The organism is Variovorax humicola (assembly GCF_037889915.1).
Lineage (GTDB): Bacteria > Pseudomonadota > Gammaproteobacteria > Burkholderiales > Burkholderiaceae_C > Variovorax > Variovorax humicola.
This window is the reverse complement of the sequence record NZ_JBBKZV010000004.1, coordinates 100,882-126,142: the sequence shown is the minus strand read 5'-3', so window position 1 is coordinate 126,142 and position 25,261 is coordinate 100,882. Positions and strand designations below refer to the sequence as shown.

General features: G+C 63.1%; 31 protein-coding genes and 3 tRNA genes. 13 read left to right on the top strand and 21 right to left on the bottom strand.

Annotated features, from left to right (window positions below):
• The first annotated feature begins 65 nt into the window (after positions 1 to 65).
• The 3 genes from lon to WKW80_RS09340 all read left to right on the top strand — a co-directional run bounded on the left by lon (position 66) and on the right by WKW80_RS09340 (position 2,771).
• On the top strand, positions 66 to 2,513 hold the full coding sequence (gene lon, locus WKW80_RS09350) for an endopeptidase La (protein ID WP_340363292.1): 2,448 nt from the start codon (positions 66 to 68) through the stop codon (positions 2,511 to 2,513).
• 53 nt (positions 2,514 to 2,566) lie between these two features.
• Positions 2,567 to 2,642, top strand: a tRNA-Gly gene (locus tag WKW80_RS09345).
• 55 nt (positions 2,643 to 2,697) lie between these two features.
• Positions 2,698 to 2,771 (top strand) — tRNA-Cys (locus WKW80_RS09340).
• Positions 2,772 to 2,980: 209 nt separating this feature from the next.
• On the opposite strand, the gene WKW80_RS09335 is transcribed toward WKW80_RS09340, so the two are convergent.
• The 13 genes from WKW80_RS09335 to WKW80_RS09275 all read right to left on the bottom strand — a co-directional run bounded on the left by WKW80_RS09335 (position 2,981) and on the right by WKW80_RS09275 (position 11,020).
• Positions 2,981 to 4,186, bottom strand: coding sequence for a tyrosine-type recombinase/integrase (locus WKW80_RS09335; protein WP_340363291.1), 1,206 nt, complete (start codon positions 4,184 to 4,186; stop codon positions 2,981 to 2,983).
• Between the two features lie 2 nt (positions 4,187 to 4,188).
• Entirely contained in the window at positions 4,189 to 4,578 is a 390-nt protein-coding gene (locus WKW80_RS09330) for a helix-turn-helix domain-containing protein (protein WP_340363290.1), read from the bottom strand.
• A gap of 909 nt (positions 4,579 to 5,487) precedes the next feature.
• Positions 5,488 to 5,706, bottom strand: a complete 219-nt coding sequence (locus WKW80_RS09325) for a hypothetical protein (RefSeq protein ID WP_340363289.1) — start codon at positions 5,704 to 5,706, stop codon at positions 5,488 to 5,490.
• Positions 5,706 to 5,972, bottom strand: a complete 267-nt coding sequence (locus WKW80_RS09320) for a hypothetical protein (RefSeq protein ID WP_340363288.1) — start codon at positions 5,970 to 5,972, stop codon at positions 5,706 to 5,708. The genes WKW80_RS09325 and WKW80_RS09320 overlap by 1 nt, the downstream gene beginning before the upstream one ends.
• A 62-nt stretch (positions 5,973 to 6,034) precedes the next feature.
• Positions 6,035 to 6,463, bottom strand: coding sequence for a hypothetical protein (locus WKW80_RS09315; RefSeq protein ID WP_340363287.1), 429 nt, complete (start codon positions 6,461 to 6,463; stop codon positions 6,035 to 6,037).
• A complete protein-coding gene (locus WKW80_RS09310; RefSeq protein WP_340363286.1) occupies positions 6,460 to 6,894 on the bottom strand; it encodes a hypothetical protein in 435 nt (144 codons plus the stop codon). The genes WKW80_RS09315 and WKW80_RS09310 overlap by 4 nt, the downstream gene beginning before the upstream one ends.
• Entirely contained in the window at positions 6,891 to 7,343 is a 453-nt protein-coding gene (locus WKW80_RS09305) for a hypothetical protein (protein ID WP_340363285.1), read from the bottom strand. Before WKW80_RS09305 ends, WKW80_RS09310 begins: the two co-directional genes overlap by 4 nt.
• Positions 7,340 to 7,981 carry a hypothetical protein gene (locus WKW80_RS09300; RefSeq protein WP_340363284.1) on the bottom strand — a complete coding sequence of 214 codons (642 nt, stop codon included), beginning with the start codon at positions 7,979 to 7,981 and terminating at the stop codon, positions 7,340 to 7,342. Before WKW80_RS09300 ends, WKW80_RS09305 begins: the two co-directional genes overlap by 4 nt.
• Entirely contained in the window at positions 7,978 to 8,373 is a 396-nt protein-coding gene (locus tag WKW80_RS09295) for a hypothetical protein (RefSeq protein ID WP_340363283.1), read from the bottom strand. Before WKW80_RS09295 ends, WKW80_RS09300 begins: the two co-directional genes overlap by 4 nt.
• Positions 8,374 to 8,392: 19 nt before the next feature.
• Positions 8,393 to 9,565: a hypothetical protein gene (locus tag WKW80_RS09290; protein WP_340363282.1), complete on the bottom strand. Its 1,173-nt coding sequence runs from the start codon at positions 9,563 to 9,565 to the stop codon at positions 8,393 to 8,395.
• Positions 9,562 to 9,879, bottom strand: coding sequence for a hypothetical protein (locus tag WKW80_RS09285; protein WP_340363281.1), 318 nt, complete (start codon positions 9,877 to 9,879; stop codon positions 9,562 to 9,564). The genes WKW80_RS09290 and WKW80_RS09285 overlap by 4 nt, the downstream gene beginning before the upstream one ends.
• 195 nt (positions 9,880 to 10,074) lie before the next feature.
• Entirely contained in the window at positions 10,075 to 10,350 is a 276-nt protein-coding gene (locus tag WKW80_RS09280; protein WP_340363280.1) for a hypothetical protein, read from the bottom strand.
• Positions 10,351 to 10,390: 40 nt separating this feature from the next.
• Positions 10,391 to 11,020 carry a hypothetical protein gene (locus tag WKW80_RS09275; RefSeq protein WP_340363279.1) on the bottom strand — a complete coding sequence of 210 codons (630 nt, stop codon included), beginning with the start codon at positions 11,018 to 11,020 and terminating at the stop codon, positions 10,391 to 10,393.
• A 1,330-nt stretch (positions 11,021 to 12,350) separates the two neighbouring features.
• Here WKW80_RS09275 and WKW80_RS09270 point away from each other — a divergent pair.
• Together WKW80_RS09270 and WKW80_RS09265 are read left to right on the top strand one after the other, a co-directional pair.
• Complete coding sequence (locus WKW80_RS09270; RefSeq protein WP_340363278.1) at positions 12,351 to 12,554, top strand: YodC family protein; 204 nt, start codon at positions 12,351 to 12,353, stop codon at positions 12,552 to 12,554.
• Complete coding sequence (locus tag WKW80_RS09265) at positions 12,470 to 12,820, top strand: DUF6953 family protein (protein WP_422822879.1); 351 nt, start codon at positions 12,470 to 12,472, stop codon at positions 12,818 to 12,820. The genes WKW80_RS09270 and WKW80_RS09265 overlap by 85 nt, the downstream gene beginning before the upstream one ends.
• Before the next feature lie 158 nt (positions 12,821 to 12,978).
• Here the strand turns inward: WKW80_RS09265 and WKW80_RS09260 are convergent, their stop codons facing one another.
• Positions 12,979 to 13,245 (bottom strand): hypothetical protein, encoded by a 267-nt coding sequence (locus WKW80_RS09260; protein ID WP_340363276.1) that lies wholly within the window; start codon positions 13,243 to 13,245, stop codon positions 12,979 to 12,981.
• 189 nt (positions 13,246 to 13,434) lie between these two features.
• Between WKW80_RS09260 and WKW80_RS09255 the strand changes: the two genes are divergently transcribed.
• The 4 genes from WKW80_RS09255 (at position 13,435) to WKW80_RS09240 (ending at position 17,313) form a co-directional block, all read left to right on the top strand.
• Complete coding sequence (locus WKW80_RS09255) at positions 13,435 to 14,349, top strand: abortive infection family protein (RefSeq protein WP_340363275.1); 915 nt, start codon at positions 13,435 to 13,437, stop codon at positions 14,347 to 14,349.
• Between the two features lie 190 nt (positions 14,350 to 14,539).
• Complete coding sequence (locus tag WKW80_RS09250) at positions 14,540 to 15,547, top strand: TIR domain-containing protein (RefSeq protein ID WP_340363274.1); 1,008 nt, start codon at positions 14,540 to 14,542, stop codon at positions 15,545 to 15,547.
• Positions 15,548 to 15,799: 252 nt separating this feature from the next.
• Complete coding sequence (locus WKW80_RS09245) at positions 15,800 to 16,060, top strand: hypothetical protein (RefSeq protein ID WP_340363273.1); 261 nt, start codon at positions 15,800 to 15,802, stop codon at positions 16,058 to 16,060.
• A 767-nt stretch (positions 16,061 to 16,827) separates the two neighbouring features.
• A complete protein-coding gene (locus WKW80_RS09240) occupies positions 16,828 to 17,313 on the top strand; it encodes a hypothetical protein (protein ID WP_340363272.1) in 486 nt (161 codons plus the stop codon).
• 144 nt (positions 17,314 to 17,457) lie between these two features.
• On the opposite strand, the gene WKW80_RS09235 is transcribed toward WKW80_RS09240, so the two are convergent.
• From WKW80_RS09235 to WKW80_RS09220, 4 genes are all read right to left on the bottom strand, one after another.
• On the bottom strand, positions 17,458 to 17,841 hold the full coding sequence (locus WKW80_RS09235) for a BrnT family toxin (RefSeq protein WP_340363271.1): 384 nt from the start codon (positions 17,839 to 17,841) through the stop codon (positions 17,458 to 17,460).
• 171 nt (positions 17,842 to 18,012) lie between these two features.
• Positions 18,013 to 18,492 (bottom strand): hypothetical protein, encoded by a 480-nt coding sequence (locus tag WKW80_RS09230; RefSeq protein WP_340363270.1) that lies wholly within the window; start codon positions 18,490 to 18,492, stop codon positions 18,013 to 18,015.
• A gap of 486 nt (positions 18,493 to 18,978) precedes the next feature.
• On the bottom strand, positions 18,979 to 19,656 hold the full coding sequence (locus WKW80_RS09225) for a hypothetical protein (protein ID WP_340363269.1): 678 nt from the start codon (positions 19,654 to 19,656) through the stop codon (positions 18,979 to 18,981).
• A gap of 93 nt (positions 19,657 to 19,749) precedes the next feature.
• Complete coding sequence (locus WKW80_RS09220; RefSeq protein ID WP_340363268.1) at positions 19,750 to 20,073, bottom strand: hypothetical protein; 324 nt, start codon at positions 20,071 to 20,073, stop codon at positions 19,750 to 19,752.
• A gap of 111 nt (positions 20,074 to 20,184) precedes the next feature.
• Here WKW80_RS09220 and WKW80_RS09215 point away from each other — a divergent pair.
• From WKW80_RS09215 to WKW80_RS09205, 3 genes are all read left to right on the top strand, one after another.
• A tRNA-Leu gene (locus WKW80_RS09215) sits at positions 20,185 to 20,276 on the top strand.
• A gap of 19 nt (positions 20,277 to 20,295) precedes the next feature.
• Positions 20,296 to 20,928 carry a DUF6806 family protein gene (locus WKW80_RS09210; RefSeq protein WP_340363267.1) on the top strand — a complete coding sequence of 211 codons (633 nt, stop codon included), beginning with the start codon at positions 20,296 to 20,298 and terminating at the stop codon, positions 20,926 to 20,928.
• Between the two features lie 8 nt (positions 20,929 to 20,936).
• Positions 20,937 to 22,250, top strand: a complete 1,314-nt coding sequence (locus WKW80_RS09205; RefSeq protein ID WP_340363266.1) for an MFS transporter — start codon at positions 20,937 to 20,939, stop codon at positions 22,248 to 22,250.
• Between the two features lie 261 nt (positions 22,251 to 22,511).
• Here WKW80_RS09205 and WKW80_RS09200 read toward each other — a convergent pair whose 3' ends face one another.
• Positions 22,512 to 22,988, bottom strand: a complete 477-nt coding sequence (locus WKW80_RS09200) for a PaaI family thioesterase (RefSeq protein WP_340363265.1) — start codon at positions 22,986 to 22,988, stop codon at positions 22,512 to 22,514.
• The gene (locus tag WKW80_RS09195; protein WP_340363264.1) at positions 22,985 to 23,449 is read right to left on the bottom strand and encodes a PaaI family thioesterase; all 465 of its coding nucleotides are present in this window, start codon (positions 23,447 to 23,449) and stop codon (positions 22,985 to 22,987) included. The genes WKW80_RS09200 and WKW80_RS09195 overlap by 4 nt, the downstream gene beginning before the upstream one ends.
• A 182-nt stretch (positions 23,450 to 23,631) precedes the next feature.
• Between WKW80_RS09195 and WKW80_RS09190 the strand changes: the two genes are divergently transcribed.
• A complete protein-coding gene (locus WKW80_RS09190; RefSeq protein ID WP_340363263.1) occupies positions 23,632 to 24,396 on the top strand; it encodes a bestrophin-like domain in 765 nt (254 codons plus the stop codon).
• On the opposite strand, the gene WKW80_RS09185 is transcribed toward WKW80_RS09190, so the two are convergent.
• Entirely contained in the window at positions 24,341 to 25,252 is a 912-nt protein-coding gene (locus WKW80_RS09185) for a DMT family transporter (protein WP_340363262.1), read from the bottom strand. The genes WKW80_RS09190 and WKW80_RS09185 overlap by 56 nt on opposite strands.
• Positions 25,253 to 25,261: the final 9 nt, after the last annotated feature.

Below are 25,261 nucleotides of genomic sequence, written 5' to 3'. Positions count from 1 at the left end.
CGCCGCGCGGGCTTGAAATCCGCGCGGCGCGTTCCATCTTTGCCTGACACATCAAGAGGATTCGCATGTCCGGTCATACCCCCCTGCCACCCGACGCCATCGACCTGCCGCTGCTGCCGCTGCGCGACGTCGTGGTGTTCCCCCACATGGTGATCCCGCTGTTCGTGGGGCGCCCCAAGAGCATCAAGGCGCTGGAACTCGCGATGGAGGCCGAGCGCCGCATCATGCTGGTCGCGCAAAAAGCCGCCGCCAAGGACGAGCCCGCCGTCGAAGACATGTTCGAGGTCGGCTGCATTTCGACCATCCTGCAGATGCTGAAGCTGCCGGACGGTACGGTGAAGGTGCTGGTCGAAGGCCAGCAGCGCGCACGCGTCAACCGCATCGACGACAGCGAGACGCACTTTTCTGCCAATGTGAACCCCGTTGGCGGAGGCGAGGGTGCCGCCCAGACCGGCACCGAGATCGAAGCACTGCGCCGCGCCGTAATGCAGCAGTTCGACCAATATGTAAAGCTCAACAAGAAGATCCCGCCTGAAATCCTCACGTCTATTTCGAGCATCGACGATCCGGGACGCCTGGCCGACACGATCGCCGCGCACCTGCCGTTGAAGCTGGATAACAAGCAATCGGTGCTGGACCTCGCCGACGTCAAGGCCCGGCTCGAAAACCTGTTCGGCCAACTCGAACGCGAAGTCGACATCCTCAACGTCGACAAGAAGATCCGCGGCCGTGTGAAGCGGCAGATGGAGAAGAACCAGCGCGACTTCTACCTCAACGAGCAGGTCAAGGCGATCCAGAAGGAGCTTGGCGAAGGCGAAGAGGGTGCGGACATCGAGGAGATCGAGAAAAAGATCAAGCTCGCCAAGATGCCGAAGGATGCGCTCAAAAAGGCCGAGAGCGAACTCAAGAAGCTGAAGCTGATGTCGCCGATGTCGGCCGAAGCGACGGTGGTGCGCAACTACATCGACGTGCTGGTCGGCCTGCCCTGGAGCAAGAAGACCAAGATCAAGCACGACCTGGCCCATGCCGAGGAAGTGCTCAACGAGGACCACTACGGCCTCGACAAGGTCAAGGACCGCATCCTCGAGTACCTCGCGGTGCAGCAACGCGTCGACAAGGTGAAGGCGCCGATCCTGTGCCTGGTCGGCCCGCCGGGTGTGGGCAAGACCTCGCTCGGCCAGTCGATCGCCAAGGCGACCGGCCGCAAGTACACACGCATGGCGCTGGGCGGGATGCGCGACGAGGCCGAGATCCGCGGCCACCGGCGCACCTACATCGGCGCGCTGCCGGGCAAGGTGCTGCAAAGCCTGAACAAGGTGGGGACGCGGAATCCGCTGTTCCTGCTTGACGAGATCGACAAGCTCGGCACGGACTTCCGCGGCGACCCGTCGAGCGCGCTGCTGGAAGTGCTCGACCCCGAGCAGAACCATACCTTCGGCGACCACTACGTCGAGGTCGACTTCGACCTGTCCGACGTGATGTTCGTGGCCACTTCGAACTCGATGAACATCCCTCCGGCGCTGCTGGACCGGATGGAAGTCATCCGCCTCGCGGGCTACACCGAGGACGAGAAGACGCACATCGCACTGAAGTACCTGCTGCCCAAGCAGTTGAAGAACAACGGCGTGAAGGACGGCGAGTTGCTCGTCACCGAGGAAGCGGTGCGCGACATCGTGCGCTACTACACGCGTGAAGCCGGCGTGCGTTCGCTCGAGCGAGAGCTGTCGAAGATCTGCCGCAAGGTGGTGAAGGGCCTGCTGCTCAAGAAGATGACGCCCGGGGTCTCGGTGACCGGCGAGAACCTCAACGACTTTCTCGGCGTGCGCAAATACACCTTCGGCCGTGCGGAGAAACAGAACCAGGTCGGCCAGGTGGTTGGCCTTGCATGGACCGAAGTCGGCGGCGACCTGCTGACCATCGAAGCGGTGACGATGCCCGGCAAGGGCGTCATCAGTCGCACGGGTTCGCTCGGCGACGTGATGAAGGAATCGGTCGAGGCTGCACGCACCGTCGTGCGCAGCCGCTCGGCCCGCCTCGGCATCAAGGACGAAGTGTTCGAGAAGCGCGACATCCATATCCACGTGCCCGATGGCGCCACGCCAAAGGATGGACCGAGCGCGGGCGCTGCGATGACGACGGCTTTCGTGTCGGCGTTGACCGGCATTCCGGTGCGCGGCGATGTCGCGATGACGGGGGAGATCACGTTGCGCGGCGAGGTCACGGCCATCGGTGGGCTGAAGGAAAAGCTGCTGGCCGCGCTGCGCGGCGGCATCAAGACCGTGCTCATTCCCGAGGAAAACGCGAAGGATCTGCAGGAGATTCCCGAGAATGTGAAGAACGGCCTCGAAATCATCCCCGTCAAGTGGATCGACAAGGTGCTGGAGATCGCGCTGGAGAAGGCGCCCACGCCGCTGTCCGACGAAGAGGTTGCTGCGTCTGCTGCCGCCGTGGCCGAACTTGCCAAGAAGCGCGGCGTGCCGCCTGCCGAAGATTCGTCTTCGGTGAAACATTGACGGGTAAGTTTGCGAGGGCCTTGAAAACCGGTATATAATTCGAGGCTCGAAACGCGGGAATAGCTCAGTTGGTAGAGCGCAACCTTGCCAAGGTTGAGGTCGAGAGTTCGAGACTCTTTTCCCGCTCCAGTTTTTGAAAAAGGGAAGCATCAGCTTCCCTTTTTTTCGACTTCAGGAACAACGTGGCGCGATAGCAAAGCGGTTATGCAACGGATTGCAAATCCGTCTAGCCCGGTTCGACTCCGGGTCGCGCCTCCACTCTTTGGGTTCATCTTCGGATGCCCGATTCGGCAGCCTCATCAACTTCGTTGGCGAGGCTGTTTTTGTTTGGGTTATCTTCGACGCATCGAACCCCATCGCCCGGGTGGTGAAACTGGTAGACACATCGGACTTAAAAGGTTGGGTGTCATCTTCCATGACAGCACCCTTCCCGAGGGCAATTATACAGAACTGCTGACCGTGTGGACCTACATTGCGGGACGATTTGCGGGGACCGCGTGCAGGGCGTTGAGCACAGCAGCGGCCTCGATCCCTGCAGCGCTGGGCGCGAGGTGCGCGTAACGCTGGGTCACTGTGGGGGTCGTGTGCCCCAGCAGGTTCTGCACGGTGAACAACGAGACCCCAGCGCCGACCAGCCTTGACGCGTAGCTGTGGCGCATCGTATGCGGCGTGACCCGACCCAGTCGCCCTGCGTCGTCGTTCAGGCCTACAGCGTCAATTGCAGCTTGAATGCCGTCCGCCCCTTCACCTCGGCCGATGTCTTCGTCCGCCCAGCGCTTGCCCGTGAAGGCGGGCCAGACATGGATGCGTGGCGCGGTGATCTTCCGGCGCTCGCGCATCATCTCCAGTGACCGCGCGGACAGTGTCAGCGTGGACCAATTCTGAGTCTTGGAGCGCCACAGTTTCACAGTGCCGGCGTCGAGGTCGACGGCATCCCATTGGAGCGTCGTCGCCTCTGTGAAGCGGCAGCCCAAGTCCAACAGCAGCATGACGAGATCATGGGAGTCCTGGGGCGCTCGCTGACGCGGTCGGGCCGCAGCGTCAGTCGCGAGATACGCCAGCAGCTTGGCCTCCTCTGCGGTCGTCAGATAGCGAGTCTTGCCGACTTTCTCAGTCGTGCGGAGGGATGCCGTCTTGTTCATCTTCACCGACCATTGGATAGCCGGGTTCGGCAACACGATGTTGTGCGCGGCGGCGAACTTGAACAGACTTTGCAACAGGCTGATCTCTCGGTTAATGGTCGACTGGGTGTTGCCCTCGGTCTTCCGCTTGCCCTTGAGCGTCATCAGCATCCCCTGCGTCAGTTCGTGGACCGGCAGGTCACGGGGTAGTCCCGCACGCGCCCCCTCGACCAGCTTCCAGGCCTTAGGGGTCTCGGGGTCTCGCTGCAGTTCTTCGCCGAACAGCTTACGCAAGCGCGATGCGTTGTTGCCGGCGTCGCGGTGGTGCTCTTTGGACGCAGCTAGCCACATGTCGCCCAAGGATCCCAGCGTAGACCGGGTGATGCCGAGGCGCTTGGCTTCGGCGTCGTCCTTCGCCTCTTGACGCATGCGGACCTCGATGGCTTTGGCCTTGATCTTGTCGGCGGTGCCGGTGGCCTTGCGGTATCGGGTCCCCTTCATCTCGAATTCGACAGTCCAATTCTTGGTGCCGGGTGGTTGGTATAGGGCCATGGTCAGTCTTTCTTGCGTTCTGTGATGTTCTTGCGGACGCGGGCCTGGGCCTGCTTGAGGGAGGCCACGGTCGGCGCCGGGGGCTTGAGGTGTTCTTGGGTAAATGGGGAGACGCCGAACAGGGCGGCGTAGACGTACGGCTCGCAGTACCACAGCCACGCTCGAGCGAACTCCTCGGCGGTCATCCCAATGGCGGCCGACCACGCAGCGATGGTCGCCGGGGGTGGGGCGGAGACTCCGCGCTCGACTTGGGACACAAGGCCAGTAACGCGCCAGTCCAAGGCCAATGCGAGGTCAGATTGGGTCAGGCCGGATTCTTCGCGCTTGCCCCGGATGAGGGCGCCGAAGCGTTGCCGAAGGATCTTGGCTTGGTCAGAGGTTGGATTGGGCATCGTCGTCGTCGTCGGGGCAGGTTGCGGAAGCGTCACTATAGCGAACTGCTGACAGTAATCAAGTGCTGTCAGAAAGGCGGGTCTTCCGGGTTCGTTGGGCCGGCAGTTGAGAGGAGGGCGGCCTTCGCGGCTGCTTCGTCGATCCATCGCTGTTCGCTGTCGGCTCGACGATGAAACATGCCCTTTCGGACCTTGACCGGCGGGGCCCACAGCTTCGGCGGCACGACCACGCGAACAGGCTCGGGTGGCGGCATCCGCTCGACAACGGGTCGCGCCGGGACCACTGGGACCACCAAGACCGCCGGAACCACCGGGGCCGCTGGCGCCCTGACGCGCAATCTGTCCATGTAGCTGAGGTCGACCGCAGGGGACCTGGGGGCCATGGGGGCCGCAGAGACCGCAGGACGCGCTGGTCGCCTCGCTGAGGCCTTGGCTATGTCTTTCACGACTGGAGCGCCTACGCGCGGCCTACGGCGTCCTGTGGGCCACCGAGGCCCCACGAATCTCGCAACGAACCGCGCGTAGGCGTCGGCCTTGTTCCGGGCCTTCCGGTCTAGCTCGGCTCGACCACGGGCGGCGTATGACTCGCGCTCTTGGCGGCGCCGTAGCTCGGCCATCTCGCCGGCCCGTTCGGCCGCTCTGATGGCGGAGCGGCATGGCTTGCATGTCGAATCGCGACGATATCGACCGTGCGGGTTCGCGTGGAACTCCTCGGAGGTCTTCCAGCATTCGCACGCGGTGCAGTAGCGAGGCAACAGAGGGCCCATGAAGCCCTTGGAGACCACGGCGTACGGCTTCCACCCCACCGGGCGCGTTTTCGGCTGACGTAGTGCCATGGGTGGTTCTCTTTCATTTGGGGAGGCCGCCCGCCACTGATGCCGCCTTGCGGAAACATCAGGGACTGAAGGTCTACCGGGTATCGATGGCAGCGGTCAGAGCGTCCGCTGCGTGGCTCGCGGCGAATGGCGACACGTCGGCTTGAGCCAGCAAGGCCGCTGCGCCGTTCGTCTGGACCGTTTGGTAGGTGCTGAAGTCCGGGTCGGTCGCGAGGGTCCGCAGGCCCGCCGGGGTCTGTCGGCCTCCCAGGGTCTCCGAGATCGCGAGGCGCAACTTTTCGTTGGGCGACATCAGACCGCCAGTCCCGTGATCTCGTTGCGGGTCACGGTGACGCCCTCGAGGGGCTTGCCAATCTCGGGTACGAACCCAGCGGGCACGTCGTGTTGTTGACCCAGGCTTGCGTCGAGGCGCTCGTCGTTGATGCCGATGGCGACGACGTGGCCAGTGATCCGATCGATTGCGACGGTCAGCTTTGTGACCTCGGGGGCCGGGGCGTTGACGCCGTACTTGCCGGCTTCGGTGGTCCGTGCGCTCGGGGCGCGTTGGAAGGATGACATGGTGTGATTCTCAGAAGATGGGGAACTGCCCGACGGGGAGCCAGTCGGGCGTCGGCATGGGCTCAGGCCTTGGGGAGGCCGCCGAAGAATGAAATGGGCGTCATGCCCGGGGGCAACGGCGCATTGCCTGGCGTGGCACTCGCCCTGCCGTACACGTTGCCGGCGGGAATGGCGTAAACGTGTGCCCCGTTTTTGTCGATGGTGCTGGTCGCGACGGCGGCGACGATGCGGTCTACGCGACGCTCGTCGAAGCCCTTGATTTCGGCTTGTGACCTGCCGCCGGCTTCCACATGGACGATCTGTGGCTCAGGGTTCGTCATGAAGGCGCGGCGGGCTTCGGCGCGGCCGGCCTCGGTGTTGTACTTGGCGAACTGCGCGTCATGTGCAGCCTGACGGGCGTCCTGCTTTGACTTCAAGTCATAGTAAATGGACGCGGGGTACAGCCGGCCATTCAGTTGGAAAAGGGTTTCATTCATGGGGTGGTCTTTCAATAGTTGTGGTAGCGGACGCGGTAGCGCTCGGCGGCCTCGGTGACTTCGGCATGAAGCTTTGCGGCGTGAATCTGGGCGGCGTCCGGGTTGCGAGGTGCAAAGGAGCTCAGATACGCGCTCTGGGTTTCCCTGAAGGCGGCGACGTAAGACAGCGCGAGCGTCTCGAGACGCTGTACCGAAGCCCAGCCGGCTGCCACGCCGTCGATGAGCTTCTGAAGCTCGGCGGCACGGCTGGCCTGCGCCTCGGGGAACGTGCTGAGCACGGGCGAGAGGTTGGCCGGGATGTCATTGCGGTCCTTGAGGGCCTCGGCGAGGTCGTGGGCCAGTCGGCCGGCGGCGTTGGCGGCATCCAGTTCAGGACTGGCGATGTACCCGCCGGGGGCAGCGCTGGGGAGGGTCGGCACGAAGGCCGGGATGGTCTTTGGTTTCATGTGAACTTACGTAGGGTTGGGTTGTGCCAATCGCTGGCGGGTGTGTCGGCCGGTGGCGATCCGGCGGGACTTGAGGGGAGGTCTGGGGCTTGCAGCGCGGCCAGCTTGCTGGAGTGGCCGATGTCGCGGCCGGCTGGAACCAGTCGAAGATTCGACCGGCGACAGTTCAGGGTGTTGCCGTCCGCGTGCTTAACGTAGTCGTCGATCTTGGCCTTGAGCATCAGGCGGCCCAGTTGGGAGGTCGCCCGCATCTCGCGGTTGTTCAAGATCGCGTGCTTGACGCCGTGGCTGTATGCAACTGACAGCGACCAGCCGGCGGCCCATCGCCACCATTCGAGTTCGCCGAGGTCGGCTTTGTCGATCAGGACGTATTGCCCATTGACGTCCAGGGCGACGGAGTCCCCGTGGTCCTCCGCGACCACAAGGTCCCTGGGTCCTTGCCGGCTCATACGCGTTCCACCCTGATGTCCGGGACGCGACGCAGCATCTTCAGCAGCGCGGGCACGTCATAGGTCGCCGGCTCTGCAGAAGTACGCGACCGCGACAGGACAATGTCGCTGGCGGTCAGCGTCCACGTCGACGAGTCGCAGCGCGTGTTGGGATTGCGTACTAGATCCAAATAGGCCTCGGTGGACAACGTGGCATAGCCGACCAAGTTCCGCTTGGCGTCCACCAATGCGACCCGCGTTGTGGCCCTGGAGGTGTTGGGCGCCTGGGCGTATTCCCGGCGGCCATTGACGTAAATCGGAGGCCGGCCTCCCTTGGTGGCCGAAGGCGAACGCGTTGGCATGGTGGCCGTGAAGTTCGCAAAGGCGTCGGCAATCAGCGACTGAGGCGTCGCAGCCTGTGCGGGCTTCTTGGCGGCCTTGGGGACCGGCGGGGACGCGGGTGGCGCCGCGATCAAGTCGGCCAGCGCTTCGAGACTCAGCCCGTGGAGTTCATCGCGAGACTTGCGGTAGACGCGGACCTCGTCGTCGACGACGCACAGGCGCGACAGGTCGATGTCGAGGCCGATTAGGCCCGCATGTGTCTTGGGGTCAATGCGGACCTCGTGGCCTTCCAGTGTGGTTATGGCGACATCGTTCATTGCGGAACCTCGGCGGCCACCAGATCAACGAGTTTCAGCGAGGAGCGGCGCAGATCGAAGGGGCCGCGCGTGTGGATGACACGTTGTCGACGGCTCGCCCCTGTGATCAGTCGGCTCAGGAAGACCATAGGCATTCGCGGGGAGCGGCTGGGGAACGTGATCGAGGTCTTGCCGGTGGCGGGGTTCGCTGTGCGTGCCCAGCCCGAGCTACAGCCGACGGCCCGGAGCATGTCCCATGCGTCCGCGTCGACAGTGACGTATTCGCCAGTCGACAGCTTAACGTGGGCGACCTGCTGGCCGTTCTCGTCGTTCACGTACAGGACGCGGTCGCGGGGCTGCAGCAATGCAGCGGTAGTGCCGACTGCGTCGGTCTTGATGTTGGTGTTTTGCATAGGTGTTGAATTGATGGGTTCAGGCTGCGGCGCGAACCTTGGTCAGCAAGGCGACCAGCACGGCCTCGAGGTCACTGGTGCCCACGAGATCACGCAAGGCGTTCTCAGCGTTCGCCAGGACCTCGGGGTCCACGGTGGTCTCGGGGATCTCGGTGGCCTCGACGTCGACCACTTCGCCCGACTCGATGTCGAGATGGGGGCGAGGGGACGGCGCGGGCCTGGGGTTCGCGGCGACGTATTCGGCGTGGATCCGGGCGTTGTGAGCTGCTACTTTCTCGTTGTACGCGTTGCGTAACGGCTCGGAGATGGACGACCACTTCACGCCCTCGTGGATCTCGCCGGACTTGCCGCGAACCGTGCAGCCGCCTGAGGGGGATCGCTGCAGAATCTCGGCGGTGGCCGGTCGGTGGATTCCGTCTGCACCGCACCTCAGTGTTTGGGTACTTGCAGAAGGTCGACCAGTGCGGGGCGTGACCGTTGAAGAAGTACTGGTACTACTTGAGAGGCTGCGGATGCCACTGAAGGTCTGGTAAATGACCACGGGATTCGCAAGGCGCTCGGTGATCTTCCCCGAGGCCTCGATCTCAGCGCGGTTCAAGTGCCACCACGCGGCCTTGGCCCGCTCATCTTTCGAGTAGCGATCCAGACCGGCGGCGGCGATCCATTCGGCGCGGTTCTTCGTCGAGGGGAACAAGACACGAGCACGCACCAGGATTGCCCCGAGGTCGTCCCAGTGGTCTCGCATTTCGCTAACGCCTTGATCGATTCGCGAAGTAACGAGGCGGGACTGCGCCGCGAGTTCATCGAGGTCCATCAGGGCGAAGGCAGTGGCCGCGATGCCTGAAGAAGTACTGGTACTACTGGAGACGACCGACTGCAGCGGCGCGACGGCCGGGACAGTGTCGATCAACTTCACCAGTGCGTCGCGCGACACCAGGTGGACCGAGCCGTCGGCGCAGCAGGCGTCGCAACTGCCGTGTACGTCTGCGTCGTAGTTGACAGTGACGCAGTCGCCACGATCAAGGTCGCCGACCAGGTACTGGGCGGTTTCTACGCGGCCGAGCTTCGCGATGTTCGCGGCTGTGAGCGGCCAACGGCCGACGCCGTTCAGGACGACCGTATTGGTCAAAGAGGCGATGCGGGATTGGGTGTTGGACATGATGCGCAGGGATGGAGGAATCGGGTTGTTCATTCGCCGAGGGCAGTGGCGGCGCGGCTCAGGTCTATGGCACGGTCGCGCACTCGCTGGCGTGCCCGTTCTTCGGCAGCGCGGGAGCGGCGCCATACGCCGTTTGTCAGCTTCCAATAGGGAAAGCTGCGGGCGAGGTGATCGCAGATCAGCAGCCAAGACGGGTCGGTGTAGTTCTTGCCGTGCGCCTTGCCGACGGTCTTGCGGACGTAAGCGTCGGAGGTGTACGTGCAGCGCTTCTGGATTGCGCCGAGATGCCGCATGACGTAGCGGGCGTGCGTTGCGATCTGATGGGGCGAGGGGGTTGGTGTGGACATGGTGCAGATGAAAAGGTGCGCCGACTCCTGGAAGAGACGGGCGCGGTTAAGCCCGCTCGGATTGAGCAGACCAAGGGGAGCCGATCAGCGGGAGCCGATCAGCGGGGATCAGTTGGGTTCGGTGAGACGGGCGACGCGTCTAATGCGTGCGATTGCCAGCCGAGAATCTCGCGGATTCCTGGGCGCTGTATGGCGTCAACGTGTGGGACGCTTGTTGCTCTTCGAGGTCGCCAGCAACCGGCGACGGCGATTGGTCAACGCGTTATGACGCGCGGGGTCGGCCGCGTAATGCGCGGCGTTGTCCTTGGCAAAACAAGCGCGGCACTTGGCGCGAAAGCGGACGACGCCATTGGCTTCTTTCCGCTCGCGGTAGTGGTCGCGATAGAACGCCTGTGGAACCTCGGCGGCTCCATGGAACGCTCCGCACTTGACGCAGCGTTGCCCTTCGGCGGGTTGGTTGATGGTCAGCATGGTGTGCAGTCGGATGGACGACCACACGCCAGGGCACGGGTCAATCAGTTGTCGGGGAGCCGCAGAAGGGCGGCGGCTGTTTGGTGGCCGAGCGGTCGCCGAACTTGAGCCTGTTCTCGGCGATGAGCCTATGCATGCGCTCGAGGTGCTCGAGTTGTTCTGCGTCGGGGGTGGGGCCGTGCTGCTCGGCCGCTTCGGCCTGGGCTTTCTCGGCCTTCAAGATGGCGGTCTTCTCGGCCTGCGTCCGGCCCGCAAACCGCCCGTACCACAGCTTGGGCGACGGGTCGCCGCGTACGCGTGCGGAATGCTTGATCAGCGCCTTGGTAAACACCAGCTTTTCTGCACGGGCCTTGCGGACCTCGGCGACAGCGTGGTGGGCTGCAGCGGCCTCGGGGGTCATCAGGACCGCCGGGGGTCTGAGGGCCTGGGCTTTGGCTTCGGCTCTCTTGGCGCGGCGCCGCTCGTTGCGACGCTCGGCGTTGGCGCGTTCCCATGAGCGGGACTTGGCGGCCGTGCAGGCCTTGCACGTCGCCCCGAGGCTCCAGACTTGCCAGGGGTATCGATACGGGCCGGTCTTCCGGTAGAAGTGCTCGTCAGTCAGGGGCAGCGTCCGCCCGCATCCAGTACAGGCGCGGGTCGCTGGCAGCCCCCAGGATTGTGGGGAGGTCATTGGGGTCCTGGGTGTAATGCAAAAACGATGGCGGCCGGGCTCTTGGGCTTACGGTTGTCACCTTGTGTAGGTTTATTCCCGTGAAGCCTGTCGAGCACGTCGGCGGCCTTACGTCCAGTCGCATGCGGGCACAGGTGGGGGCGGAGGTCTGCGGGGCCCGGGATTCCGATGGGAAACCCGTCGGGGTTTCGTGCCAGTTCCCCGGAGTCATTAGAGCCGTGGTCACTCTGTGTGGGTGCGACCCCTGCATGGGCCGCTGTCGGCGATACGGTTGTCACTTTGTGTGGGTTGAGTCGCGGCGGTGTTGCGGTCGTCACTTTGTGTGGGTGAACCCGCACGCTCGGTCGCCCCGATTTGCTTACGGTTGTCACCTTGTGTGGGTGACCCCTGCCCGTCGATGGTCGGTGTCGCGGTCCGGTCGTACGGTCGTCACTCTGTATGGTTTTATTCCCTGCGGCCCCACGGAGACCTCGGAGCTTCGGCGATTCGGTCGTCACTCTGTAGGGGTCGAGGTTCCCATGGGGTCTAGGCGGTAGAGCCGTCACCTTGTATGGGTGAACCCCAGGCGGCCTCAGGGTCTCCCGAGGCGTTGGGCGGGAAACCCGGCGGCGCAGGTGCAGCCAAGCGCATGCAAACGGCGATGGCCTCCCAGGACCCCTCAGAGCCCCCAGGACCCGCGCGGTTCTCCCACCGACCCCTCCGGGACCCATGCGGTCCTACGCGTCTCTGGGGCCGATTGCGGGCTCCGACGGGCTGCCGTAGTACCAGTACTTCCTCAGGAAGTTTCAGACGTGCAAAGCCCGCCAGGGCGTAGTACGCATACCAATCCTCGCGGCCGGCCTCGGCAGCGTCAACGCCAAATCGGGCCAGCACGGCGCCATTTTTTACCCTCAATAACAGGGGTTTATCGTGACCTATCGACCGCGCCGGCCCCTGACAGGGCGGATGTCGTTCTAGGTATCCGGTGCTCATAAGCCGCCGCCCCGTGGGAAATCGCAGCGCCGCAGGGCTCACCGTGGGGGCTTGGCGGTCCCCTCAGGGCCGAGCTGGCTGGCTGACGCCCAGAGCCGCAGGGCTCCCGATGGGCCGCTCGAGCCCCAGCGCCCCAGCGCTCCCCAGCGCCAGCCTGTGGTCGACCCGGGGCCCTATGGGGGGCGTCAGGCTGCGCGGCGGGACGGAGGAGTGGGGACAGATTTCCCGGAGGTTTTTAGGTCCGAGGGACCTCCAGGAATCCCAGGGCGGCGAGGGTGATGGGGTATTGAAATGCCAGGAACAGCCCCCACCTCGTTCCTACCGGACGGGCGGAACCCGGGTATGAGGAGAAGACGAGATGGCAAAGTTCAATACTGGAGATTTGGTGAAGCTGAAATCGGGCGGCCCTGTGATGACCGTCGACTCGTACGAGAAGATGTATGGAGGCGACCAGGATAAGCCCCGCGTGTTCTGCAAGTGGTTCGCTGGCTCCAAGGCCGAGCAGAACTTCTTCCACGAGCAAACGCTGGCGTTGCACACCGACGACGCGCCAAAGAAGTGACAACTCCATCGGACGTCGCGGCTTGGATGAAGGCGACTCTCGACGAAGAGGGCACCTTGTACCAGGACGTCGCGGCAGCGAATATCGCCGTGAAGTTCGGTGAGCCCTTCGTGACCATCAGCGAGGTCAGCGGCAACCAGGTCATCGACAAGGCGGTGCTCGCTGCCTTCAACAAGATCACGAAGGACGTGGTCTGGATTCGCAGCGAGCGCTACTGGAGGCCGCGTCAGCCGCACGACGTGACGGGACGACAGCAGCCGTACTAGCGCTTGCGGGGGTGGCTGATGAGCCACCGTGTCCCTGGGGTCAAGCGTGCGCGATCATCGTTGCAGCCGGTGGGCGCTGGAGAGGGCCGGAAGCCGATGCGCATGCACGCGGGGCGCCGGGGTAAGGGGCAGCATTCGAAAAATCGCCGAGCGCTCTACTAGGCAGGAATTTGCTGGAACATCGTGGCTTCAATTGCCCCGGTGGCGGCGCAGAACGCTTGCAGTTCATCGGGTGCGGAGAACCCATAGACGATTGCGTTCCCGCCTATGGCACCTACCTCCGTCCAATTGCTGGGGAACGGTTGCATTGCAGGGACAAACGATTTGCCTTGGTGCCGTCGAGGTTGCGGCGACAGCGTTAGCCAGTGGGCGTCCGTGCGAGTCAAGTCTCCGACCTGCACGCACAGGTGAACGTCCAGATCCATGTCCTGTACGTGTGAGTTGGAATCAAGGAACACGAATTGACCGGGCCACGATGGGTCCGTCGTGCGGAAGAAAATGCGGTAGGTCATAAGCGTGAGCATAGCGTCCGCCGCGTGGCGGCGGGGCATGAGCTTTGCAGACCCGTGACGGCACGACCCACAATAGCGGCCCGCAGTCAATTCGCCCTGCCCATGGCTAAGCCTATTCCGTCCGCACTCCTCGCAATCGTTTCCGACATTGTCTCTACGGTCGAGACCCATGCCAGCATGGACAGTCTGTTCATTTATGCCGAGGCTCCGGGCGATCCTCCGGAGGGCAGCAAGCACGTCAAGGCCCAAGAATGGCTACGTAACACGAATAAGCAGCACCCCGAGCCGTTGGCGGTTGTCGGACGGATCATTAGCGGGTACATGGAAGACCCTGTGATGGCGGCCGACTACGCGCCGCCTGCTTGGACGAGGGAAGACGAATACACCTTGAAGAAGCGCGAGAGCGTTCGCAAGATTGAAACGGTACTTGCCAACAATGGGTTGCAATACCGGGTCGGCGGATTCATCACAGGCGGGGGTCTCGCGCCCAGCAAGACCCTGGGGCAACTGATCAAGGGTCGCGACATGCCGGCGATTCATCGCGAGTTTGATCGTGCAACGGAGACCGTGGAGGCTAAGCCTAGAGAGGCTGTGTCGGCCGCCTCAAACATCCTCGAATCGATTTTCAAGACGTACATCGACGACAACAAGCTGACGATGCCGGACAAGCAGGATTTACAGCCTGTATTCAAGGTCGTCCGTGCTGACCTCGGGCTCGAACCCGCGAGCATCGTGGACCGGGACTTGCAACGGATCATCACCGGGCTGTTTTCAATCGTTGACGGAATCGGCGCACTGCGTACCCATGCGGGGAGTGCCCATAGCGAAGGGCGCAGGGGCTACAAGCTTGAGCCACGTCATGCACGCTTGGCAGTCAACGCCGCACACACAGTCGCTACGTTTGTGATGGAGACATGGGATAAGAAGGTCGGGTTTCGGGCGACGCCTCCTGCGATCAAGCCGAAAGGACGACGACCACTTTCTTTCAGCGACCTCGACGACGACACGCCGTTCTAGTTCCCGAGTGGCGCTGGGGCCGCGTCGTGTCCGATGGTCGACCCCAGGGCATGGGGCATTGCGGCCGCGCGGGCGACGGTGGATCCTCGAATTTTTGGCATCGTGAATGGTCCAGCGGTTCTAGTATGCACAGTGCGGAGCAACGCAAGGGTTGAAAACATCATCGAGAGTAGTTTTGGGGGAAACTCAAATGTTCCAGTTGAGTCACCATCTCCGAAATCTAACTGCTCATTTCACGAGCAAGATGGAAGCCGAACGGGCAACCGTTTTTCTTTCTTACGCGTCAGAGGATAGGGATGTTGCGGAATCAATTCAGTTGGCGCTCGCATCATTGGAGTGTGATGTGTTCTTTGACGAGCGCAACCTTCCGCCTGGAGGGAATTTTTACGACCGAATTGAGCGAGCCATCAACCACTGTGATTTGTTCGTGTTCCTTGTCTCATCTGCATCGCTTTCCCCGGGCAAATTCACCCACAACGAACTCTCGTGGGCGCGGGATCGTTGGGCAAGCCCAGTAGATCGCGTTCTTCCCGTGAACCTCCACGGGCTGCCTTTGTCGGCACTGCCGCCTTATTTGCGAGCAGCCACGGTTCTCGCTGTCAAAGGTAACCCCGCAGCGGCAGTGCGAACCGCGGTCAAGGGGCTTCTCAGCAGGCAGATTCCAAGCAGGGAAAAGCGGCGACTTGGAAAGATCGCAATTACAGGCGCAGTGGGGGTCGCGGCAGTCACATGCTCATTCACGGTCACTATGCTAGGCCCTTCAGGCCCTGGTGGTCGCTTTCAACCTGCACTACCAATTTTTGTTCCTGCGCAGGACTACGTCCGAGGGATGAATGTCGCGATTGATCAATGCATTCCCGGTCCAGGCACACTTTCCAATGGGCCTCCGTGTAATCACGCGCCAAATGCCGCCGAATTTGAATTCGAAGCAAGCGAAGCTGGAACTTATCGAATGTCTATAAATTTCGCCGCTGACGAAGCGCGGCCGATAAAAGTGATTTTGAATGGAGATTTAATAAGCGACAATGCACTTGATGAAAAAACCGGGGGATGGCAGAACAACTTCTTGAAATGGGCAGAGGTCGGCGGGGTCGCTCTCAAGAAGGGTATTAACATCGTTCGATTAGAAAGGTCAGATGTATTTCCGCACATTCACGATCTGCGATTTGACCCTGTGATCGAGTTGCAGCGGCCTTGAGGCGACTTGCCGACCTCATCGGTCTCAACCAGTCGAGCGCAGCGTCTTCGGGCGCCATCTTTCGCAAGCGCTCGTCGTTCCACAGGCCCCGCGCGACCTCATCGAGTTCCTGGGGGTCTACGGTGTTGCGGTCGATCTGTCAATTGGGAATGGCCGCTGAGCAGAGCTAAATTTGCGAAGTGACTGTGATTTAAAACACGTACGTTCAGGCGCATACGACCTTAGAATAAGCCATTAACAATTGGAGACTACGTGCGTTCTACATTTACCCTATTCGCCGCCACATGCATTATCGCCCTTAGCGGCTGCGCAGCCGATGGGAGCGGCATCAAAACTGGCAACGATCAGCCCATGATCAACAATTTTGCGGTAGCGATGTTCGGCTTTCAAGAGAAAAAGTCCCCCGAGTATTTGGAGAAAATCAAGAATTGTGCCGATGGATCGCGTTCCTTTCCAGATGGAAATCCTTGCGCCGAGGACAAGGCAGCAGGCAAGACGACGGGCGGGAAATAAAGCCTCGGTCGCCGGCTCGACCCCGAGACCATCAAGGCCCGATCCCGGTTCGCGGAGGACATCGCAGATGCGGGCAAAACTCGACGCCGCTGGGAACGGCGCGACCGCTTCAATGAGTCGACTGGAGCACGGGAGCGTCTTGCCCGCTATGGACCTCGCGACCGCTACCCGCAAGAGCGCTGATGTCGAACGCCTTATCAAGTGCGTTCAACGAATCTTTCACTCCTTGCAAGGCGACGAGTTTCTCGGCGGCTGTTGCCGCTGGCGCCCCATTGGGCGGTTTCAATACATTCTGCAGGCGCTCACATGAGACTTCCCAGTGGAGCCTCGCGCGTAATTGTGCAGGTCTCATAGCCTTCCACCCCCCTTCCAGATGTAACCATTCAACAGATGCGGACGTCTGCAAACCAGGCCGCAGGACTTAGCACTTTAAGCTAAAGATTGGGCCATGCGTCCTCAAATGTGAAAAATTCACATTTGTTGCTCCGGGGTAGGACGAAGCCCAAATGTCACGCCAGGCGCTCACGGCTACGCATCCGCCCCGGGGGACCAAAGGGTCCGGGCCCGTCTACCCGCAATCTTGGTGGTGCGTCCTGCGCGGGGCGCCTGAGTGGACCCAGGTGACCCCGGCGGAAGCCAGGGCACTGGAGAGGCTCAGGGAGGCCAAGCGGATCGGTGCGTCGATGCACACCCACGGAAGTCGCCGAGCCTAAAGTCGAACTGGTATCGCACAAGAACTTTGCCTGTGCTCCCCGAGAATGGAAGGCATGGATTCCGATACCGTGAAGCTTGTGATCAGCGTCGTGTCTGCACTCGTTGCAGTCATAAGCGCGGTACTGGCCAATCGGACTCGGGTTCAAGCACGTAGCGACCTCTTCGAGAATCAGCGGGACTCGCTCGTACTTGCGATGGCCGACAACGACAACCGCATCGCGTACTTGGTCCTGAGTGCGGGCGCTCTCCGCCAGCAAATTTCCGATCTGCTTGAGCAGGCGAACAGCGATGACATTGCGGAGGCGAATCGGCTGATGAAAAATCTTGCGGAGATCGCGGCGGCAGCACAAGCGCTCGCCCGAAGGGAATACTCAGAAGAGTCACTGGAGCGCATCGCCTATTCCGAAGAATCAATTCAACTTCTTCGTCGGAACGCCCGCAGCGAGCAGATCATCGCCAAGTCGCTGCGGAATGAAGGTTATGGGCTCGTGTTCGACTACGCAAAAAACGTCATCGCGAAGCTGTCGCCCAGGCGGTAGCCCCCCCTCGGAGCGCCTGAGAGGACTCAAGTGTCCCCGGCGGAAGCGAGGGCACTGGAGAGAGCTAGGGAAGCCGGGGAAGCGGGGAGTCGATGCACTGTCACGCGGGGCGCCGGGGTCGCTGAGGGGCCGGCCCTGCAAGCCTCACAAATCCGCCTTTTCGCGGTACCCGGTAAGCTTAAATAACCGGTCTCGCTCCGAGGAACTCGCGCGGCGAAGCGAAATGACCCTTACCGATTCGTCTGGACGCATCGTCGTGACCATCAAAACCACCTTGCCCGAGTCGTCGGTGCATAGGTGCATGTGCCTAACTTCCCCCCCTTCGGCGAACCCGTCGCTCAAGGCATAGGGCGCCTTCGCGCCAAACCCGAGGAGAACGCGCTCTAAAAGAGAGGCAGCAAATTGGAGAGAATAACCATGCTTCTCCAAGTTCGCGGCATCCTTTGTTGGGTCGTACTCGATCCTGGTTGTGCCGAAAACGACCCGAAACTCCCATTCGGGGATACCCATCTTGAGCGGAATGTTCATTAGGACCGTCGGCTGTCAGAAGGCCGTCTACTTCATCGTTGAGCGCCGGCCCGTAAGGTCTGCACAGCACTGAGGGATGCGGCGAGCGTCACTGGACGTCTACGGGCTTGTGGGGGCCGGACCGACCTATCAGCCATAGCCGCGCTTGCTGCGTTGGGTTCGCGCGAGGACTCAGGGGAACCCGAAGGATCGCCGTGCCCTCGGGGAACGCTCGGGCTCCGGGTCGACCGGAAACGTCGCCTCGCACTTCTTGACTGTGCATCTGTACGTCCCCGCGTACACACGATTGTCCTGCAGGATCTCGATGCGGTCGTCGTTCATGCAATTGGGGCATGCGTAGTGCGCAGGCTCTCCTTTGAAACCCCAGACAAACGCGCCCCCGGCGGTCTTGGTGAGTTCGTATGCAGCCTTACGAGTCTCGAACGCCAGCCGCCGATCGGCCTCGCGCTTCAGCTTGTCGTTCTCAGTCTGGAGTCTGAACAACTCGTCGCGCATGACGTACAGCGCATCGGCGACTTCCCCAAGTTTCCCAAGCGCCTCGACTACTCTTTCGGACGACTTCGCGTCGACCTTGGCGTCAATGCCAAGCTTGACGATGTCTTGAAGCGCCTTCACTGAGGCGATACCCGCCTGAACCAACGACATGTCCATGTTGCGCCGTCTCCAACTGTTGTACAGCCCGCATTCTGGCCCATGCCGTAGGCTGTAGTCGCGGCCCCACCAGTGGCTCCGGCGATCTGTCGGGGCCATGGGAGTTCGGGACCCCATTGATTGCGACTGGCATGGCGACCACCAAGCAATACCACCACCAAGACAATCAATCAGGGGATGGTCGCCCAGCGACAGCGACCAAGGGGCTGCATGCGATTCGACCCATGCCCCTGGGTCAGCTTGGGTGGTCCCCGTTTTGGAACGGGGTGTGGTCGTGCAAAGGGTGCGGCGGTCAGCCGGGACCCGCTTGATCCTGCGGCGCCCGGCGGTCTGCCTGTCGAGCATTGATGCCAAAAGTGCAACAGTCGCACGCTCGCTGTCGCATTGCCCCATGCGTTGCTATAGCATCGGGCTGCAGGCCTTATGTATGCTCAATAGTTTGCTATCAAAAGTGTAGCAAACGGTTCATCATACCCCCGTTTTGATCTACACAAACACGCTTTCGCAGTGTTTGATTGTTGCAGTTTTGGCATCAATCCGTTCCTGCCGACAGCAGAAGTCACAGAAGCACGATGCATCGGCCCGCGCATTGGCCTGTCGGTTCTCCCAGAAACTGCCAACACTCGGCGGGCCCGCGAGCAGCGCCTCGAGGCCCCCGGGTCCCAGCGGTCTTCCAGGCTGCTCGGACGGGCTGCGGTTTTGCTCGGCGCTCCACTGGGCCTTGTGACCCATTGCGACGTACTGGCGGCGCGAATCGGCGCCGTCGATCAGGTCGCACCAGTTGAAGCCGGCGGTCAACTCTTCGGGCGCGGGGGCCCTGGCGGGCCATCGGCCCTTGTGGGGCACCTCCAGGATTGAGGTCGGTACGGTGTCGAACCCTTCCGGGCCCGAGCCGGGGACCATTCGGGTCTCTGTGCTCTGCAGCTGGGCGACCTCGGTAGCGATCTGCGCCAGGTCCTTGGCGACCTTGGCGACCCTGCGCCGCGCAGACACCCCGGCGGAGGTCTTGGCGTTCGTACACGGCCTGCAGCGGCCTTGCAGATACAGCGGCGGGCGTGAGGTGTCTCGGCCGAATCGATCCAGCGGCAGGGATGTCGAACAGGACGGGCAACGCTTGGTCGCAGGGGCGACCTGGGCGCCTTCGGTTGTCTCGGTGGGGGTCATGGGGCTCATGAAAGAGAAACCGGCCACGATGGGCCGGCTGGGTGATGTGAGGGGCCGCCGGGACCGTTGGGGTCACCGGGAGCCTGGGCGCGCCTAGTGGGCAGCGCGGCGCAGGGCACGCCATCCGCGCATAGCTGTGAACCGTGCGGCCTTGATGGCCTCCGGGAACTCCGAGCCCGGGGCGACGGCTGCGCCGTCAGGCGCCATGACCGCAGCGTCCCCCGGGACCCCGGGGCCGACCAGGATGGAGACCAAGGTGTCGGCGGACTCGTCGACGCACAACGCGGCCCATTGCTGGCCGCAGTCGGCTGCGCCGTATTCGGTCGTTATGAGTCGCTGGGTCCGCTGGGTGAGGTTGCGGCGCAGGGCTTCGATGTGATTGCGTTGGTCGGCGGTGAAAGCTATAGGTGTGGTCATGAGTTGCGGGGGAAATTGCGGGGGCTCGGGTCGAATTTCCACCGGTAATCCGTTGTTCACTAACCTAGGGCGCGGCTCAAAATCCAGCGATTACACTGGAGAGATACCTCCGCCCGGGTGGTGAAACTGGTATACACAGTGGACTTAAAATCCGCCGCTTCCTGCAAAGGGGCATGCCGGTTCGATTCCGGCCCCGGGCACCAACTTACAAGGGAGCAAGACATGCCACGCTACAACGCTCCGTTCGAAATACACGTGCACGGCGATGTGCCGCTGCGTGCCGACGTCAGCTTCGACCAGATCCAGGAGGCCTTGCGCCCGCTCTGGAAATACGCGGGCGCCAAATCACTGGCCGACGGCGCCGTCAGTGCCTATGAGGAAGAGCCCGGCATCCGCTTCGACCAGAAGGAGCACATGCTCCAGATGTGCTGGACCGTGCCCGGCGACGAAGATTTCCGCCAGGAACTCGACGAGATGTGCATGGCGCTCAACGAGTTGGCCGAGCAGGGCGCGGCCATCGAGGTCACGTTCTACGACACCGACTACGACGAGGAAGAAAGCGACTCCGAAGAAGAATCGCGCGACGACTTCATCATGCTGTTCGTTGGCCCGAACCCGGCCGCGATCATGCAAGTGCAGCGCGACTTGCTCGTGGAAGACGTGGTCGCGCTGATGGAGCGCCACTTCGACGGTTCGGAACTCGGCGGCGTGGTCGGTGAAATCGACAAGCTGTTCGGCGACCGCTTCGACGCACTGGTCAGCTCGCTTGAAATCGGCAAGCGCCCGCGCGGCAGCGGCGGTGCGCCGGGCGCGGGTGGCCACGGCGGCGGCCGTCGCCCACGTCACCTCCACTGATCCCGCGCTTGGAACTCTTCCCAACGTCCGCCCTGAACCCCGGCGTTCGCAAGCGCGAGGTGTTCGGCTGGGCGATGTACGACTTCGCCAATTCCGGCTACACCACGGTCGTCATTACGGCGGTGTTCGCCGCCTACTTCGTGGGTGACCTGGCCAAGGGCGCGCCCTGGGGGGCGTTTGCGTGGACGCTGTCGCTCAGCATCGCCTACGCGATCGTCATGTTCACCATGCCGGTCATCGGTGCATGGGCCGATTTGCGCGCGGCCAAGAAGCGGGTGCTGATGCTCGCGACCGCGGCTTGCGTCCTCAGTACCGCGGCGCTTGCGCTGACGCCTCGCGCCTCGGGCATCGCAGCAGTTGCGCTGGCGATGCTGCTGGTCGTGGTTTCCAACACCTTCTATTCGTACGGCGAATCGCTGACGGGGGCCTTCCTGCCTGAACTGGCCACGGCCGACGGCATGGGCAAGGTCAGTGGATGGGGTTGGGCCTTCGGCTACATCGGCGGCATGCTGACGCTGGGCCTTTGCCTGGCCTACGTCCTGTGGGCACAGGCGCAGGGCCTGCCGGCATCGCATTTCGTGCCGGTGACGATGCTGGTCACTGCCGCGATGTACGGCGTGGCGGCATGCGCAACCTTTGCGTTGCTGCCCGAGCGTGCGCGGCCCGTGGCGGATGCGGGGCGCGTCTCGTGGGGCGACTCGTGGCGCCAGTTGCGCCAGACCTTCGAGCAGGCGCGCGCGTTCTCGGACTTCATGTGGTTGCTGGCATGCACGGTGGCTTACCAGGGTGGCGTGGCAGTGGCGATCACGCTGGCCGCGGTGTATGCGGAGCAGGTGATCGGCTTCAAGCCGCAGGAGACGATGGTCCTGATCTTCGCGTTGAACCTCGCCGCGGCCATCGGGGCATTCGGCTTCGGTTATCTGCAGGACTGCATCGGCCACAAGGTCTCGCTCTCGGCAACCCTGGTGGCATGGATCGCGGTCTGCCTGATTGCAGGCTCGGTCACGAGCAAGGGCGGCTTCTGGTGCGCTGCCGCCATTGCCGGACTTTCGATGGGTTCGAGCCAGTCGGCCGGGCGCGCGATGACGGGGGTTCTGGCGCCGCCGCAGCAGCTCGGCCAATTCTTCGGCCTGTGGAGCTTTGCGACGCGCCTGGCCAGCATCATCGGGCCGCTGAGCTATGGCGTCATCACCTGGATGGCCGGCGGCAATCAGCGCGTTGCGATCTTCGCGACAACGGGTCTGTTCATTGCCGGCCTCCTGTTGTTGGTGCCGATCGACATGAGGCGTGGCCGCGTGGCTGCCCTGGGCGCGGCGCGCTGAAATCAAACACCCCCGATGCGCCTGCGGCGCCTCCCCCTCGAGGGGGCGATACCAGCGGCCCGGCGAAGCCGGTTCCGCGGTATCCCTGGTGAAATTGAGACACCCCCGATGCGCCTGCGGCGCCTCCCCCTCGAGGGGGCGATACCAGCGGCCCGGCAAAGCCGGTTCCGCGGTATCCCTGGCATTTGACGGCGCCGGTTTCATGGGCCGCGAGTCGGGCGAAGCGCGGCGGAGCAATTGATATGACGCGGCTGGCCCGGATCAGGGCGTCATCACCGACGCATCGGATGAGGAGTGCGCCACGTAAACGTGCGCGCGGCCAAGGGCCACCGGCGCATCGGGACTTTGCTGCCAGCAGCGAATGCCGACTGCCGCGATGCGCCTGCCGACGCGGTGCATCTCGCATTGCGCATACAGGTCCGCAGGCCCGGCGGAACTGAGGTAGTCGATCGAGAAATCGACCAGCTTCGGCGGCACCGCATTGCCCAGCGCCGCGCTGGTGGACAGCAACGCGGCGGCCTGCATAAGAGTGGCCAGCACGCCGCCGTGGATTGCGGGCAGGGAGGGATTGCCGACGAGGCGTGCGTCGAAGGGCAGGTAGAACGTCACCTCGCCGTCGTGCGCATCGGCTGCCAGGCGAATGCCGAGGTGGTGGAAATAGGGGACGGCCGCCAGTGCTGCTGCGGTGCGCTCGTGCATGCGCTGCACGGTTTTTTCGGGCTCGGTCAGCGGCGTCATGATGCTGCCCTTCGCGACGTGCTGGATGAAAGCATGAAGGTGCCCATCACGATGGCCACGACCTTCGCGGCGGGCCCCGCCATCAACTCGCAGCGCGTGAACGCCACGGTGCGCGTCATGCGGTAGCACTCGGCCTCGGCGTGCAGGTCCGCATCCATCGTTGCCGGGGCCAGGTGGTCGATGCGCATGTCCAGCGTGGCAATCGGCACGACGCGGTCAAGCGCCTTGAACACGGCCATGCCGCTGGCCGAGTCGGCCAGGCTGAACAGCACGCCGGGAAAGAAGAAGGCGCCGCAGTTGTCGCCCGCCAGGTACGGCTGCGGCGAGAGGCACATGCGTGTCTTGCCGTCCGCGCTCGCTTCCTCGAGCCGCATGCCGATGTCGTGGCCGTGCGGCATGCGCCGCGCAAAAGAAACGGCAAAGCCGCCGGCCGCGGCAGCCCCGCTTTGAGTCTCGTCCAATGTCATGGGTCCTGAATGCCGTTGAGATGTCCGACCGATGATGGCACGCAACCCACGCCTCATTCGCAGGGCAAGCGCCGGAAGGCAAGATATCGGCACGCCGGTGGCATAGTCCGGGCTGGGTGTCGCGCGCCGTCGGTGCGCCGCGATTCTTGTGCGACCTGACTCCGAAGGCATTGCCCATGACAACAGAATTCGACTATCCCGTGCTGCTGTTCCTGCTTGCAGTGCTCGTGCAGTGGTCCTCGGCAAGGATTGGCTTTTCGGTGCTCAGGCGCAAAAGCCCTCCCGACGAGAACGCCTCACAGGACTTCGGCGTGATCGTCGGTGCGACGCTGGGGCTGGCTGGGCTGATCATCGGATTCAGCTTCTCCATGGCCGCTGGCCGGTACGAGCAACGCAAGAACCTCGAGGAGGCGGAAGCCAACGCCATCGGCACCGAGTACGTCCGGGCCGATCTGGTTCCCGCCGCCGATGCCGCCCGGATTCGCGCATTGTTGAGCGCCTATGTCGACCAGCGCGTGTTGTTCTATACGACGCGCGACCGGCGCGAACTCCAGCAGGTCAACGAACGGACGGCCAGACTCCAGGGAGAACTGTGGAACGCGGTCAAGTCGCCCGCACCCGCCCAGCAAAATGCCGTCGGCGCGCTGGTGGTGGCCGGCATGAACGACGTGCTGAACTCACAGGGCTACACGCAGGCCGCATGGTGGAACCGGCTTCCGCCTGCTGCATGGATGCTGATGTTCGTCATCGCCATCAGTTGCAATGTCCTGATCGGCTACGGGCTGCGATCTACCACGAAGAATCGGTGGATGTTGCTGGTGCTCCCGCTGGTGCTGTCGCTGGCTTTCCTGCTCATCGCGGACATCGACACGCCGCGCGCCGGCTTCATCCACGTCGTGCCGCAGAACCTGCTGAGCCTGAGGGCCACGATGGTTCCGTAGTTGCAACCCAGATGCCGAGAAACACCGCCAGCAGGCCGACGATGAGATTCCATGCGATCGGTTCGTGCAGCAGCAGCGCGCCGACCAGCGCAGCCATGATCGGGTTCACCGTGATCGACACCGCAACACGCGTCGGCGTGGTTCGCTCGAGCGCATAGGCCCAGAGGATGAAGACGACGGCGCCGCCGAAGACGCCGAGGTACAGGATGGCGATCCACTGCACGGTGCCGAAGTTCGCGACCGATGCAAAGCCGCCGCGGAAAGCCGAGGCGGCGGTCAGGCAAATCGCTCCCACGCCCATTGCGATGCTGGTGAAAGCGACCGGTCCCGAGCGCGCCATCAGTGGCCTCGCGCTCACGCTGTAGAGCGCCATGCAAAGGGCAGCAGCCACCATCAGCAGGTCACCGCGCCACGCGCCTTCCGGTGCGTTGGCGAGCCCGGCCAGCAGCGCCAGTGCGACGCCGCCCATCGCGATCGACACGCCGGCGGACTTGCGCCGGGTCAGCCGCTCGACGCCGAACAGCGCAGCGATCAGCATGGTCAGGACCGGCAGCGTCGACAGCGCGAGCGCGCCGCGTGCCGCGGTGGTGTGGATCAGCGAGGCATTGAAGAGGACTGGAAACAGCGCAAAGAACAGCAGGCCCAGCGCAGCGACCGCAGGCCAGTCGCGCGCGCCAGGCCAGCGTTCTCGCCGCAGCAACGCCACCGGCAGCAACAGCACGACGCCAATGCCGAAGCGAAACGCACCGAGCGAGAGTGGATCGGTCAGCCCGATAAGGTACCGAGTCGCCCCGATGGCCGTGCCGCCAAGGCCGCTCGACACCAGGGCTGCAAGGACGCCCGCAATTTCACCCATGGCAGGCGG